Raw genomic sequence first — 14,414 nt, forward strand, 5'->3', positions numbered from 1 at the left:
AATAGACGTGTTTCTGCAGAACAGCACACAGTTTGTTATTTTCAAACAATAAGTTTGATCTATCTTGTCTTGCAATGACCGCAAAGACTGATCACTTGCTAGTTCAAATCATTGAATCGAACGGGAAAAATATGACCGTCAAGACAGTTGCAACCACGCCCTTTCAGGATCAGCAACCCGGAACATCCGGTCTGCGCAAGAAGGTCCCGGTTTTCCAGCAGCCCAATTATGCTGAAAACTTCATCCAATCGGTTTTCGATGTGCTGGACGGCTTTGCGGGCAAGACGCTCGTGGTTGGTGGTGATGGTCGCTTCTATAATCGCGAAGTGATCCAGAAAGTCATCAAGATTGCAGCTGCCAATGGTTTCGGTCGGATCATGGTTGGTCAGGGTGGTATTCTCTCCACACCTGCAGCTTCCAACATGATCCGCAAATACAAGGCTTTTGGTGGTCTCATTCTCTCCGCCAGCCACAATCCCGGCGGCCCGACCGAAGATTTCGGTATCAAATACAATATCGGCAATGGCGGTCCTGCGCCTGAAAAGATCACCGAAGCGATCTTTGCGCGCTCGAAGGTGATCGATCAGTACAAGATCATAGAAGCAGCTGATATTGACCTCAACACGCTTGGAACCGCCAAAGTTGGCGACACAGAAATCGTGGTCTTTGATCCAGTCACAGACTACGCCGAACTGATGGAAAGCCTTTTCGACTTTGATGCTATACGCGCCATGATCAAGGGCGGCTTCGGGTTGAAGTTCGATGCCATGCATGCTGTTACCGGCCCATATGCCAAGGAAATTTTTGAGCACCGTCTTGGTGCGCCGGAAGGCAGCGTGATGAACTTCGTTCCGCTGCCAGATTTTGGCGGACATCATCCCGATCCAAATCTCGTTTATGCCAAAGAGCTTTACGACCTTCTTATGTCGGATAATGCACCGGATTTTGGCGCGGCATCGGACGGCGACGGCGACCGCAATCTCATCATCGGACGCGGCATTTTCGTAACCCCATCCGATTCTTTGGCAATGCTTGCGGCCAATGCGCATCTGGCACCCGGTTATAAGGGCGGTATCAAGGGAATCGCCCGCTCCATGCCAACCAGCGCCGCGGCTGACCGCGTTGCGGAAAAACTCGGCATTGGCATTTACGAGACACCAACCGGCTGGAAATTCTTCGGTAATCTGCTCGACCACGGCAAGGTAACGATCTGCGGTGAAGAAAGCTCCGGCACTGGCTCTGACCATGTGCGCGAGAAAGACGGGCTTTGGGCGGTTCTGCTTTGGCTCAACATTCTGGCCGTGCGCAAGGAAAGCGTGAAAGCCATTGTCGAAGAGCATTGGGCGCGTTTTGGCCGCAACTATTACACCCGTCACGATTATGAAGCTGTTGATTCCGACATCGCAAAACAGCTGGTTGCTGATCTGCGTGGCAAGCTTGCAAGCCTGCCCGGCACCAGCGTCAACGGTCTGAAGATCGAAAAGGCCGATGATTTCGCCTATCATGATCCGATCGACCATTCGGTAAGCGAACATCAGGGCATCCGTATCTATTTTGAAGGCGGTGCGCGTGTCGTTCTGCGTCTTTCCGGCACTGGCACATCGGGTGCCACCATCCGCATCTATATCGAGCGATATGAGGCAGATCAGGCCAAGCATGATCTCGACACGCAGGAAACACTGGCAACGCTGATTGATGCAGCAGAACAAGTTGCCGAGGTAAAAAAGCGTAGTGGACGGACTGAGCCAAGCGTGATCACATAATAAAAAGGGCCCTTACGGGCCCTTCTTTTTTACTCAAACACAATCGCCGGAGCGGGCTTTCCAGCTCCCTCACCCGACTTCATATTCGCCCAAACCTTGGCTGCAATATCGCGATAGATTTTCGCATGTTCGCTGTCTGGTTCAACGACTGTGATCGGTGTGCCGTTGTCGGAATGCGCGCGCACATCCATATGCAGCGGCACTTCCCCAAGGAATGGCACGTTTAGGCGCTCAGCTTCCTTGCGCGCGCCACCATGTCCGAAAATATCATAGCGCTTGCCAGTGTCGGGCGCGATGAAATAGCTCATATTCTCGACAATGCCCAAAAGCGGCACATCGACCTTGCGGAACATGGCCAATCCCTTGCGCGCATCAATCAAAGCCAAATCCTGCGGTGTGGAAACAACGACTGCACCCGCCAGCGGCACCTGCTGCGCCATGGTGAGCTGTGCATCACCTGTGCCGGGCGGCATATCGACGACCAGAACGTCGAGATTGCCCCATGCCACTTCGCGCAGCATCTGTGTCAGCGCCGACATGACCATCGGTCCGCGCCAAATCATCGGCGTGTCTTCATCCACCATGAAACCCATCGACATCACCTTGACGCCGTAGTTTTCCATTGGCTTGAGAATGCGGCCTTCAACCGTTTCCGGGCGACCGGAAAGGCCGAGCAGACGTGGCATGGATGGGCCATAAATATCGGCATCAAGAATGCCAACTTTCAGGCCATTTGCGGCCATACCGAGCGCCAAATTGACCGCAGTCGTGGATTTACCGACGCCGCCCTTGCCGGATGCAACAGCAATGATTGCGCCCACGCCGGGAATACCAGGCTTGGCTGCCGGACGTGGTTGCGGTGGTTGGCGATTTGGCGCTGCCGCAGCCTGTGCAGGACGAGGCTGTGGTTTTGGTGGAGGAGGCGCATCATCACTTGTGCGACCGCCCTTCTTTTCCGCAGTCAACGTGACCAGCGCACCAGACACACCCGGGATTTCCTTAACCGCCTTTTCAGCAGCCAAACGCATCGGTTCAAGCCCGTTTGCGCGATCCGCAGGAACCGTGATGGAAAAGAAGACCTTGCCGTCGGCAATGAAAATATCCGACACCAGACCGAGCGACACAACATCGCTTTCGAAATCTGGTCCTGTCACAGCTTTCAGCCGTTCGAGAACCTGTTCACGCGTTACGCCTGACATTATTCCAACCTCGTCTGCGGCAAGCTCTCGGCTTGCCCGCTTTGCATGTCTTGAGATAATGCAGTTTTAGCCAAAAGGCCAATAGAACCAAGCAAAGAGTTTTGAGAGACAGGTGACATAATGGCCAAAGCCATCCACACGATGATACGCGTTCTTGATGAGGGAAAGTCTGTTTCCTTCTATGATCAGGCTTTCGGTCTGAAGATCGCCGAGCGCATTGATTTCGAAAGCTTTACGCTTGTTTATCTGCGCAATGACGAAGCCGACTTCGAAGTAGAGTTGACCATCAACAAGGGGCGTACAGAGCCATATAACCTCGGCGACGGTTATGGCCATTTAGCTTTTGTGGTCGATGCCCTTGATGCAGAACATGCCCGTTTCACAGAACTGGGCTTCAAGGTCGGCAAGCTGGTGGACTTTAAGAATGGTGACGTGCAGGTCGCACGTTTCTTCTTTGTTGAAGATCCCGACGGCTACAAGATCGAAGTCATTCAACGCGGTGGGCGCTATGTTTAAGTAAGAGAGTAACGGAGCGCAGGCATTCTTTGAGCGCAAGCAAAAATTCCTGGCACTGAGCTCCCGCCCTTTTTCTACTGCCTTAAGAACGCTTCTATTTGACGCTTGGCAAAGACAGCCACGTTGGAATAGATAAGGTCGATCCTGAAGGAGAATTTTGGGTTGAACACGCGCGCAGTCCAGTTACGGGCAACATTGGCGATACGCATTCTGAGCGTATTGGCACTGATGCTTGTCGCTTTTGGGCACAAGCCTGTTACGCTCGCTTCTCCTGAACAATTGCTGCTTGCAGAATATGTTCTGCCTGATGGCAGTTATCCCGTTCTCTGTATCACCGATCACGCAGTCGATCAGGACGGACATGACCGGGATCAACATCTGCATAACAGTAATATCTGTGATGCCTGCCGTATTTCGTCGGCATTCCTTTGCCCTACCCCCGCACCATCAACTGGTGCTGCACCGAATGTTGCCGCTGCTGACATTGTCGTACCGTCAGAGCCAATCTTACGGCAAACAGCCTATCCACCGTCCGCGCCACCACAAGCGCCGCCCTTTGCCTGAAATCAATTTCCTGCGCACGCTTAACAGCGCTGTGTCCCTAAATTTGATTATTCAGGTTTCTTACGATGAAAAACACTCGTTTTCTTACATCCGCTATTTCGGTTCTCGCACTTTGCGCTTCAGCCGGCTTTGCCAGTGCCCACTCGTCACTTGAACAGAGCGAAGCCAAGGCGGGCGGTTTCTACAAGGCGGTTGTCCGCATCCCGCACGGCTGCGAGGGCAAAGCCACGACCGCTGTAAAGATTGAACTGCCAGAAGGTTTTGTTTCAGCGCAGCCACAGCCAAAGGCTGGCTGGAAAGTCGAAACAGCCAAGGGTGACTATGCGCAGAGCTATAAGATCCACGGCAAAGACGTGACCTCCGGCGTAAAGCAGGTCACATGGAGCCAAGGCGAGTTGCCAAGCGACTTCTATGATGAGTTTGTCGTGGTTGGCCAGCTTGCCAAGTTCGATAAGGACACGACCCTCTCCTTCCCAGTCACGCAGTTCTGCGGCACAGATGATTCCGTCGCATGGACCGAAATTGCAGCCGAAGGCCAAAACCCCCATGATCTGGAACATCCGGCACCACAGCTTCGCGTGATGGCTGCGTCTGGTGCCGATGAACATGCGGGCCACGGTGGGCATGGCGACCACGGAAACCACGGCGATCATGCTATGATCCCAACCAAGGTCGGCGATCTTAGCATCAGCGCTCAATCAATCCGCGCCATGGTTCCGGGTGCAAAAGTTGCTGGTGGCTTCCTTACCATCAAAAACGAGGGCAAGGATGCAGACAAGCTGGTCAGCGTCACAACAACCGGTGTCAAGCGCGTTGAAATCCATGAAATGAGCATGGAAAATCAGGTCATGAAGATGCGCAAGCTCGACAGCGGCTTGGATATTCCAGCTGGCGAAACGGTTGAGCTGAAATCCGGTGGCTATCACCTGATGTTCATTCAGCCAGACCAGCCTTACAAGGAAGGCGACAAGGTTTCCGCGACGCTGGAATTCGAAAAGGCTGGTAAGGTCGATCTCGAATTTCCTGTGACGCCGCAGAGCGGCAAGTCCGACGATCATTCAAACCACTGATATCGTAAGACACCACAGCATAATTCCTTAAATCTGAATCGGATTGAGGTAAAATTATGCCGTAAATATAGAGTGTTAGAGCCATTTTTTGCGCCCAAAAGGGCGCACGGCGCTCTAGAGCAAAGGGTGGTAACGCGCTTCTCTCCGTGCATTATGCGCCCGTTTGCCGCAACCGCTACCCAATTGTAGCGGTTGCGTTCTTCGTTTATTGCTATAAACATGACTTTAATAGTCTAGAATAATTCTACACTGTTGAAATAATTCACTTTTCTAAAAGCTGAGTAATTGACTCCAGATCAATTTAGGGCTTTTATGCGCGAGAGTTATTTTGTGCAGCCTTTGATGTTTGGGCCTTGAACCCGTTCGATTGGAGGACCTATGATCGGTCTCAGTGAGTGCCGGTCCGCAAATGTGGATGGGTTGCCTTGGCAACTTCATCTTATGCCGACCGGATATTGCAATGCGCGAGGGGAAACAGAGCGCCTCGCGAAGCAAAAGCAGCAAAGCTGCGCGTCAGTTCGTACCTCTGAGTGGAGGCGAACATGAATATGCGCATAACAGAGCTGAACGGCGCCAACAGCGTGGGCTATTATGATCGCCTGCCTGAGAAGCTGGTGCTGGAAGGCTATCGCCGCTGGACAGCCGGTTTTGAAACCGGATCGATCATTCCTTGGGAAATGACCTGGGGCCTCTATTCGGAATTGCTTGGACCATCGGAAGCAAAGCGTGCTGTGGGGGAGCTCTCGCAGTTCATTCGCGTCCTGCGTCATTGTGCAACCTGCCAGCTACGCGCCTTTCCATTCGATTCACAGCATGTCTGCCGCGAAGAGTGCCTGACGCTCGGTCTGATTTCAGGCTTGCAGAATCAGGATGGCTTACTGCTCCAAACATGCCTTGAAGCAATCGCCTGCAAACGACGTTGCGACGATGTGGCAGATGCAGCCCGCAGTTTTGCCGATACTTTGGCCGATTTCGGACAGACTTTGTTGCCAATACCGATTCACGCCATCGACAGTGCTTTGAACATAAACCGGCGCGCGACCTTTCACTGATTTCAGGAACGCTGCGTAGGAAATGAATTTGATTTAGGCCGCAGAAAGCGGCGCGAGGAGAACGAAAATGCAAGCCAGAACCGAACGACGCCTCGGCTTTGTTGCTGCTATCGCACTTACGACGGCAGCCTTTGCCATGCCAGCAATATCAACCCAGATGGCGCAGGATACGACTGCACCAACCACCCTTCATGCATCGGTCGACAGCATGAAGATCGAGCTTTCTCGCCTTGTTGCTTTTGCCGACACCGCGACCAAGCCGGTTCATTACGAATAAGCAAAAGCAACGATCAGCCGGGCGAAACGCCTCCAGTCCGTCCGGTAAAAACGAGAGCGCGTACATAGATCATATGTGCGCGCTCTATTTTTTGCCCATCGGTGAACCGATCATCCAACGATGATCGGTGCCTGTCCCTGGACACGATTATAAAGATCGATGATGTCCTGATTCATCAAACGGATACAGCCCGAGGACATTGACTGACCAATCGACCACCATTCCGGTGACCCATGGATGCGGTAGCCCGTGTCGCGGCCATTCTGAAAGATATAAAGCGCACGCGCGCCCAGCGGATTTTGCGGCCCAGGCTCCTGACCATTGCGGTATTTTTCAAGCTCCGGCTTGCGCTGAATCATTTCCGGCGGAGGCGTCCAGCGCGGCCATTGCTTCTTGTATTGAACATTGGCGCGGCCCTGCCATTCAAAGCCAGCCTTACCGATGCCGACGCCATAGCGCAGCGCTTCGCCACCCGGGAGAACGTAATACAGGAAGTGATCCTTGGTGCTAACCACGATGGTTCCAGGCGCCTCACCTGTCGGATCGGGCACGATCTGACGGCGAAATTCTTTCGGCACTTTCTGATATGGAATGGCTGGAAGTGCATAAGGCCCTTCCTGCACCGAAGCATACATCACATCCGGCGTCGTAATGTTCTTATCGACACTGATCTGCGGACGCATCGGCGAAATGCCGCTTGTGGACATCGGGTCGATGTTCATCTGAAAAGCAGACATGTCCATGGTTTGCGAACAGCCCGCGACACCGCCAAGCATGGCAGCGCCGGTGCCCAGCAGAAAATGACGACGGCTTAATTTCTCACTCAACTTAGACATACAAATCGTCCAACTCGAAACAATCGGCAAAATGCCCTTTTATCGTCCCAACAATTTGCGTCCTTATGGTTGAGGAAGCGTTAAATCACTCGCGTAAACGTTAAGAAAAATGGTTACTGTGAGGTCGATAAATAAAGGCCGGGGAGATACCCGGCCTTTTTGATCAAGCTTTGCTGATCGATCAGTAATCTTTTTCGTAGAAGATACCGCCGCTGGAATCGCCTTCTGATCCAAGCGCACCCTTGACCTTCAGGTTCCGGGAAATATCCAGATTGACGGTGCCCTTGGTCGATCCGCCAGAACCGGCTTCAACGCCAAGATAGATATTGTCCCGAATATAGCGCCCCGCACGGACGGCAGTTTCGCCCTTGCTGTCAGTCACAACATCAATATCGTCGAGACCTGTTCCCTGACGCAGTTTACCCATCAGCGAGTTATTGGAACCGCCTGCCAGTTCCGCCGCTGCTGCAGCAAGCTGCGCAATCTGAAACGCCGACAATTCTCCGATTGAGCGCTTGAAGATCAGATGCGCCAGCACTTCGTCCTGCGGCAATTCCGGTGAAGACGAGAACACGATATTGAGATTATCGACGGTGCCGGTAACCGTAACAATTGCTGTGATGTCATCGCCTTCACTGCGTGCAACGAAGTTGATCTGCGGATTAAGGTCGCCAACGAGCGTGACATGTCCTTCATCGAAGGTGATGCGCTGGCCGAGAATGGCGATACGACCGCGAATAAGATCAAACGAACCAACGGGCTGGATGCCGGTCACGGGACCTGTCAGCCGTACGCGACCGCCTAGTTCCGTATCAAGACCACGACCACGCACAAAGATCTGGTTTGGCGCGTTCACAACGACATCGAGACGCGGAACCGTTGGGCGTGCAGTGGGTGTCGGCACCTTGCTGCGGCGCGTTTCGACCTTAGCGCGATCGAGCGTCGCCTGAACGTTCTTGGGGGTATTGATATGACGCACCGGAACATAGGTTGCACCCCCGCCAAGATTTTCCGGCACAGTAATTTCGGCACGATCCACATCGATGCGGCCTGCAATCAGCGGATCACGCATCAGCGGCCCGGAGATCGTAATGCCACCATTCACCGTTGCCACCACCAGCTTGCCGTCGGCATAGCGTGCACGATCAAGCTTGATATCGATATTGGCCGGGAAGTTTGCTGCAGCATTGGTCGAGATCGTACCGGTTGCAGAAATCGCGCCGCCGCTGCCAAAGGCTGCATTGACCTGACGGAGCGTGATGGTTTCACCCTCCATCGCGCCCATAATATTGATGTTGTTCAGACGAACATTGGTTTCAGGATCGATAAACTGAGCACCTGATGCCGAGAACATGCCGCGAAGCTGTGGCTTATCAAATCCACCTGAAACACTTGCTGTCAACGAGAGCGTGCCGCTTGCCTGCGCACCACGATCCGCAAGGAAGCGGTTGGCGAGCGCCAGCGGAAGACTGCCAGAAACATTGACACCAAGGCCCTGTCCCGAGAATGGAACCTTGCCGTTGGCTGTGACATTGAGGCCCTGCGGACCATCAACAGTCAGCGAAGAAATATCGACCGCCTTTGCCGCATAGTTACCAGCGGCCTGCAGGCTCAGCGGCGCAAGGCCGTTGTCGCGCAGAGGCTTTGCCGCCAGTCCTGTGCCACGTAGATTGAAGCTTGCAGCAGGATTGGTCACAGGTCCGGTGACACGCGCTGTACCCGTGACATTACCCGCAAGGTCCTGCCCTTTCACAGCACCATTCAGTGCAGTCAGTGGCAGATTGGCGAGATTGATATCGACCGCCATATCGCCCTGTCCGAGCGGAACACCACCCTTTGCGGTCACATCAATGCCACCACCACCAGTGACATGAGCATCCACATTCAGACGATTATTATCCGAGCTACCCTTGGCATCAGCATTGAGCGGCGCGATGCCCTGATCTTTTAGCTGTGCCGCCGTGACGCCCCGCGCGGCAATATCGAAAGCAGCATTCGGGTTCTCACGCGTTCCTGTGACGCGAGCCGTGCCATTGAGCGTGCCGCCAAGACCAAGATCAGGTTTGAAGGTATTAGCGAGCGCCAAAGGCAGATTGGAAAGTGCAACCGAAAGATCGAGACGTTCTCCGATCGCGCCATTGACCTTTACCTGACCGTCACCGGTATTGACGATGATATCGCCAAACGAAATGTCACTGTCTTTCATGGCGATGGTTGCAGGCGCTGCTAGTACCGCTGAAAGTGAACCCTGCTTCACATCGGCAGATGACAGCCCCAACTCAAAACCACCATCCTTCGGTTCCAGCGAACCGGATGCGTTGGCCAAAGTGCCAATCTTGAGCTTGGTGCTCGCAGTGAAGTCGGTCTTTGTTCCCGTTGCATTGGCCTTTGCATCAAAATTGTCGATGCCGAAAGTGCCAACGAGAATATCGCGCGCTGCCGCTGTGCCATCGACGACCGGCACTCCAAACAGATCCTGTACCGTTATCGCAATATCAGCCGAAGCAATGTGATTACCATTGATCTTGAGACCATTGGCCTTGGCATTAACAGTTGCATTCTGGCGTTCGCCATTGGCATCGAGCGTAATGTCGGCATTCGCAGCACCCGTTGCATCGGCGAGGAAAAGTGCCGCGGCGGTCGAGATATCCGGTGCATCCACATTGAGCTGGCCAGCAAGAAGGCCTTTGGCATTCTGTGTAACATTGCCGGAAAGATGCGCGCCGCCTGCATTGAATACAAGGTTGGTCAGGCGCTTCTCATCATTGACGATATCGATTAGTGACCCGAGATCAATCTTCTCGCCATTGAGGAACGCACTGCCTGCAAGCTTGCCCGAAAGCGATGCACCCGTCGTTGCATTGCCGTCCAGAAGCGCGTTGAAGTCAAGAGCACCATCGGCGAGCTTGCGGTCGGCAAGCGTTCCCTGTGGTGCATCGGCACGAAGGGCCAAAGCAATAAGCTTATCATCGCCACGCGCGCTACCCTTGATCGTCATGCGACCGGAAGCTTTGTCGGACAGAAGCTTGAGATCAGACAGCATGACGCCAAAATCGAAATCGGCTTTATCGGATGCAAATGAGCCATTGGCAGTGATTTCACTCAGCTCATTACCGATGCGGAAATCACGAGCGGAAAATCCTTCCGCGCTGCGCCCCAGAGCCCCACTCAGGCGGACTTCACCGTCGAGGATATTATCCACGGCTTCGGTGCCGGTACGCATGTTCTGCGCCGTACCATCAAGATTGAGCTGGAATGCACCGCTGATCGGCCTGACAATGCCGGATACTTTCACGTCAATGCTGCCAGCCAGATCACGTCCGGCAAGCTCGGCATAAGGAGCAAGGCTCGCAACCTTGGCAAGGATATCGCCGTTGAATGCAAAGTCATCAATGTTGCCCTGAAGCTCAAGGCTCAGACCATTACCCTCGATGCTTGCCTTGGCGAGCTCAACGGCCGAACCGGCGCGCCAGCCGCCCTCAATCGCCAGATCGATTTTCTGACCCAGCGCTTCGGCAACTTTTGCATCCGTTGCATCAATACCGCTGATGCCGCCATTCACATTGAAAGTGACATGGCGATTTGTAATATCAGCAAGATTTTCAGCAACTCCGCCCATATCCAGCGCTATGCTGGAAGCTGATACGGTCGCATTCTTGAAGCCTGAAACCGCAAGCTTACCCGTCCAGTCATTGTTTGGACGATCGCCATAAGAGATTTGCAGCGTCGCGTTGTTAATGGTCGTATCACCACCCTTGACTGGCAGGAGCACCTCGCCCTTGCTGTCATCCTGAATGGCCGCATCAACGCGAAGCTTGTTCAGGAAGCCATCATTTCCGGATTCAGCTGAAGCTTTTATCTTCAAAGCAGCGGTATTCAACGCCAGATCATCAAGGCGGAAGCCACCGCCGTCTTTCAGCAAACCATTGGCGACAAGTGCAGTCTCTGCACCAAAGAAGTCGCGAAATGCTGGCGGAACCAGAACCGCGATAGGTCCATCGACACGCGTTGCAAAAACGCGTCCATCAGCCTGACGAACCAGCGTAAAGCCGCCGGTGAGCGTACGGCTGCCATTGGTATCAAGAGCCAGATCGATCTTGAGGTCGTCGAGCGTGCCATTGCCGGTCAGCGTTAGATCAACAGGCGGACGGCCATCAATATTGAGCACATTGGCAACAATACCATTGGCAGGTTCCGCAACCTTCAGATCGAGATCAAGTTTCTGATCGGCATTGGCATAAGCTGCCCGGAGAGAAAAATTGCCACCCGGACCATCAAGGCGTTTGATATTGAAAGCGGAATTCAGCGATCCATCGGCCAGCGACAGATTACCGTTGAGCGAAACTTCCGATTGCAGACCGAAAATATCCTGACCAAAGTGCAGGCTTGAGACGTCGAGGCTGTCGATATTGATCGAAAGCGGCAGTTCCGGCAGGCTGAAGCTTGATGATTCAGGCGAAGGCAGACTGTTATCCGGCAACGGCTTGCGGATCAGGTCAATACGCTCTGCCACCAGCGACTGAATGCTGAGGCGGCCAGTGAACAGCGCCGTGCGGCTCCAGTTGAGTTTTGCATTTTCAATTCGCAGCCATACACCTTCACGGTCGGCAATAGTAATTGCGCCAACACTCGCTTCAGATGACAGAAGACCACTCAGACCCGAAAACTGGATACGACGGTTTGGCGCGGAAAGCTTGCTCTCCACGAATGAAATGAAATACGATTTTTCCTCTTCCGCCTGCTCCTGCGCGACCACAGGAATAGCGAATAGAATGAAGGCTAAGAGTGCAAGAAATCTGGTCAAAACGCCTGTCCTATGCCTACGTAGAACGCATAGCTCGGATCGCCCGAGCGGCGGTTAAGCGGGAGTGCGACGTCGAGACGGATCGGCCCAAGCCCCGTCAGATAGCGTAAGCCGAGACCCGCGCCGACACGCATTTCTTCCGAAAAATCTGGATAGGATTGCTCACCCACATAGCCCGCATCGACAAAGCCGACGACACCGATGGAATCGGTGACACGTGCGCGCACTTCACCCGATGTCTCAACCAGCGAACGGCCACCGATGACATCGCCCGTCGATGTTTCAACACCGACACCGCGATAGGAATAGCCACGGATGGATCCACCGCCACCCGCAAGGAACAGCTGGTTGGGCGGCAGATCTGCAATATCGGCACCAACAACCGAACCGACCTTTACGCGACCTGCGAGAATCACGCGGTTTGTTGCACCAAAGCCGTAATAGGCACGGCCTTCAGCAGTGAAACGGGTTGCAAAATTGCCGCGTTGAAACTCGTAGAATGGCTGAATATTGCCTTCGAGATAGACACCGGAACTTGGGTCGGGCTTGTTGTTACGGCCATCATAAAGAAGATTGCCTTCAAGCCCGCCTGTCGTGAATTCACGCGTTCCGAAATAATCATCATCGAAGCGGCCATGGCTGGCCTTGGCATAAAGCGCCCCCGAAAGCTCATCACTGAAAATCTGCGTAAAGCCCGTTTTCGCATTGATCGATGTTTCGGTATAAGCGTCGAGCACTTCACGCTTTGCATCGAGTGCTGCAACGAAATCCGTGTCTGGCGTATAAACCCCAGGCTTTGTGAAGCTCGTGCCAAGCGTATAGGTAAAGTTGGCCGGATCGAACGAGTTGTCTTGTGAGCCACCTACACCACTTACCTTGGCATCAAAGCGCAAACGTTCGCCTCTGCCGAACAGGTTGCGGTGCATCCAGTATCCGGTGACGCCGAAGCCATCAAGCGTTGAATATTCTGCACCAAAACCAAAGCGGCGTGGCTTGCGCTCCTGAACATTGAGCGTCATTGGCAGACTGCCATCCGCCTCAATTTTCTCGGCTTCCTCGAAATTCATCGCACGGAAGACTTCCATGCGACCAAGCCGCTTTTTAGCCTTCTCTATATCGTCAGGATCGTATTCCTGTCCCGGCTTCAAACCCGTCATCCAGGCCACGAATTGCGGGTCCATACGAGCGGTACCAACCACACTCACAGGACCGTAATGCGCCTTACGACCCGGATCGAGTGAGACATCGGCGGCAAGTGTATTGCCGTCGTGATCCGCAACAATGTCTTCACCGGTTACTTTTGCCTTCGCATAGCCCTGCTGACGCCAGGCCTCGACTGCCAGACGCTCTGCCTTCAGGATCGTACCTGAACGGGCAACCTGACCGGGTGCAAAGCCAGCTTCTTCCGGCGACTGCACTTTATCGCGCTTGTCGACAGGCGGCGGCGCAATGTTGGAAATTGCTGTGCGCGAGAACAAAAACTGAGGACCGGGATCAACTGAAATGTCGATCTTGGCATTGTCTGGGATATCGGCATCAACGGGAATATCATTGGCTTCACGACCATCAACCTTGATGGAGATCGTGCCACCATATCGACCTTCGCCATATAGCGCTGATAGAATGCGGCGATAATCGCCACGCGCCTTGGCCAAAAGCCCTGCTGAACCTGATGCTGGCTTATCTTCATCCGATACGAGGCCAGAAGCGCCTTCGATAACGGATTTCACGTCAGCATCGCTACCGTCAGCATTTTTGCGACTACCCGTTGCCTCGACGTTGACTGAATAATGTTTGGGATCGGAGATAACCGCATCGGCATCCTCCGTCTTATCCTTACCCCAGAGACGGACGCCAAAAATCTCAAACGCCAATGCAGGCGACACCGTCATCGAAGCAAATTGCACCGCAAGCGCGAGTACAATAAGACTTCTTCCCTGTATCGTCCTGTTACTCCAAGTCATACACGTTACTGTCCGGTTTCTGTTTTACGACCGCTCGGGTAGCGCTTCGTCCTCCCCCAAATCCCAGGACGATTCAGGGATTAACATAGAGTAGTGGGAAGGCCAAGCTTCAACCCAGATGCGTTAAGACATTTCAGGCCCGGACGAGATTTTATCTAAGCAAAACCGAAAATACACATCGGCTCGATCAGAATCTCAAAATGCTTCCAAAACCCAAACATTCTTTATTCCCTATTTTGAATAGATTGAGTCAATGGAGGGTTAATATGCAAAGCGAACATTGCAAAATGATTGCGGCCCGCTGGAGGGAGGAGTTTCCAGTGAGCCGCGGATCAGGCCATCAGGAGGGGAGGATAACGACCTGATATC

The 14,414-nt window shown here is 53.5% G+C and carries 10 protein-coding genes; 6 read left to right on the plus strand and 4 right to left on the minus strand.

Translation table 11 applies throughout. The features are described from left to right. The first annotated feature begins 131 nt into the window (after positions 1 to 131). Positions 132 to 1,763, plus strand: a complete 1,632-nt coding sequence (locus ABWV94_RS05625; protein ID WP_113496088.1) for an alpha-D-glucose phosphate-specific phosphoglucomutase — start codon at positions 132 to 134, stop codon at positions 1,761 to 1,763. A 29-nt stretch (positions 1,764 to 1,792) separates the two neighbouring features. On the opposite strand, the gene apbC is transcribed toward ABWV94_RS05625, so the two are convergent. After that, positions 1,793 to 2,962, minus strand: a complete 1,170-nt coding sequence (gene apbC / locus ABWV94_RS05630) for an iron-sulfur cluster carrier protein ApbC (protein WP_113496089.1) — start codon at positions 2,960 to 2,962, stop codon at positions 1,793 to 1,795. A gap of 120 nt (positions 2,963 to 3,082) precedes the next feature. Between apbC and ABWV94_RS05635 the strand changes: the two genes are divergently transcribed. The 5 genes from ABWV94_RS05635 to ABWV94_RS05655 all read left to right on the plus strand — a co-directional run bounded on the left by ABWV94_RS05635 (position 3,083) and on the right by ABWV94_RS05655 (position 6,441). Then, the gene (locus tag ABWV94_RS05635) at positions 3,083 to 3,478 is read left to right on the plus strand and encodes a VOC family protein (protein WP_064320011.1); all 396 of its coding nucleotides are present in this window, start codon (positions 3,083 to 3,085) and stop codon (positions 3,476 to 3,478) included. A 162-nt stretch (positions 3,479 to 3,640) separates the two neighbouring features. Beyond that, positions 3,641 to 4,042: a hypothetical protein gene (locus tag ABWV94_RS05640; RefSeq protein ID WP_007873017.1), complete on the plus strand. Its 402-nt coding sequence runs from the start codon at positions 3,641 to 3,643 to the stop codon at positions 4,040 to 4,042. Between the two features lie 65 nt (positions 4,043 to 4,107). Beyond that, entirely contained in the window at positions 4,108 to 5,112 is a 1,005-nt protein-coding gene (locus ABWV94_RS05645) for a DUF1775 domain-containing protein (protein ID WP_113496090.1), read from the plus strand. A gap of 542 nt (positions 5,113 to 5,654) precedes the next feature. Then, positions 5,655 to 6,164: a hypothetical protein gene (locus tag ABWV94_RS05650; protein ID WP_312467674.1), complete on the plus strand. Its 510-nt coding sequence runs from the start codon at positions 5,655 to 5,657 to the stop codon at positions 6,162 to 6,164. A 67-nt stretch (positions 6,165 to 6,231) separates the two neighbouring features. Continuing rightward, entirely contained in the window at positions 6,232 to 6,441 is a 210-nt protein-coding gene (locus ABWV94_RS05655; protein ID WP_064320009.1) for a hypothetical protein, read from the plus strand. Positions 6,442 to 6,551: 110 nt separating this feature from the next. Here ABWV94_RS05655 and ABWV94_RS05660 read toward each other — a convergent pair whose 3' ends face one another. The 3 genes from ABWV94_RS05660 to ABWV94_RS05670 form a co-directional block, all read right to left on the minus strand. Beyond that, positions 6,552 to 7,277: a L,D-transpeptidase gene (locus ABWV94_RS05660; protein ID WP_007873013.1), complete on the minus strand. Its 726-nt coding sequence runs from the start codon at positions 7,275 to 7,277 to the stop codon at positions 6,552 to 6,554. A gap of 181 nt (positions 7,278 to 7,458) precedes the next feature. Then, the gene (locus ABWV94_RS05665) at positions 7,459 to 12,081 is read right to left on the minus strand and encodes a translocation/assembly module TamB domain-containing protein (protein ID WP_113496091.1); all 4,623 of its coding nucleotides are present in this window, start codon (positions 12,079 to 12,081) and stop codon (positions 7,459 to 7,461) included. Continuing rightward, positions 12,078 to 14,045 carry an autotransporter assembly complex protein TamA gene (locus ABWV94_RS05670; RefSeq protein ID WP_051063900.1) on the minus strand — a complete coding sequence of 656 codons (1,968 nt, stop codon included), beginning with the start codon at positions 14,043 to 14,045 and terminating at the stop codon, positions 12,078 to 12,080. The genes ABWV94_RS05665 and ABWV94_RS05670 overlap by 4 nt, the downstream gene beginning before the upstream one ends. Between the last annotated feature and the right edge of the window lie 369 nt (positions 14,046 to 14,414).

The sequence above is a fragment of the Brucella sp. NBRC 12953 genome (genome assembly GCF_040369775.1).
In the GTDB taxonomy this organism is placed as follows: Bacteria; Pseudomonadota; Alphaproteobacteria; order Rhizobiales; family Rhizobiaceae; genus Brucella; species Brucella pseudogrignonensis.

Coding starts and splice junctions, on each gene's coding strand:
- ABWV94_RS05625 (WP_113496088.1), top strand. CDS start 132: ATGACCGTCAAGACAGTTGCAACCACGCCCTTTCAGGATCAGCAACCC.
- apbC (WP_113496089.1), bottom strand. CDS start 2,962: ATGTCAGGCGTAACGCGTGAACAGGTTCTCGAACGGCTGAAAGCTGTG.
- ABWV94_RS05655 (WP_064320009.1), top strand. CDS start 6,232: ATGCAAGCCAGAACCGAACGACGCCTCGGCTTTGTTGCTGCTATCGCA.
- ABWV94_RS05635 (WP_064320011.1), top strand. CDS start 3,083: ATGGCCAAAGCCATCCACACGATGATACGCGTTCTTGATGAGGGAAAG.
- ABWV94_RS05645 (WP_113496090.1), top strand. CDS start 4,108: ATGAAAAACACTCGTTTTCTTACATCCGCTATTTCGGTTCTCGCACTT.
- ABWV94_RS05650 (WP_312467674.1), top strand. CDS start 5,655: ATGAATATGCGCATAACAGAGCTGAACGGCGCCAACAGCGTGGGCTAT.
- ABWV94_RS05670 (WP_051063900.1), bottom strand. CDS start 14,045: ATGACTTGGAGTAACAGGACGATACAGGGAAGAAGTCTTATTGTACTC.
- ABWV94_RS05660 (WP_007873013.1), bottom strand. CDS start 7,277: ATGTCTAAGTTGAGTGAGAAATTAAGCCGTCGTCATTTTCTGCTGGGC.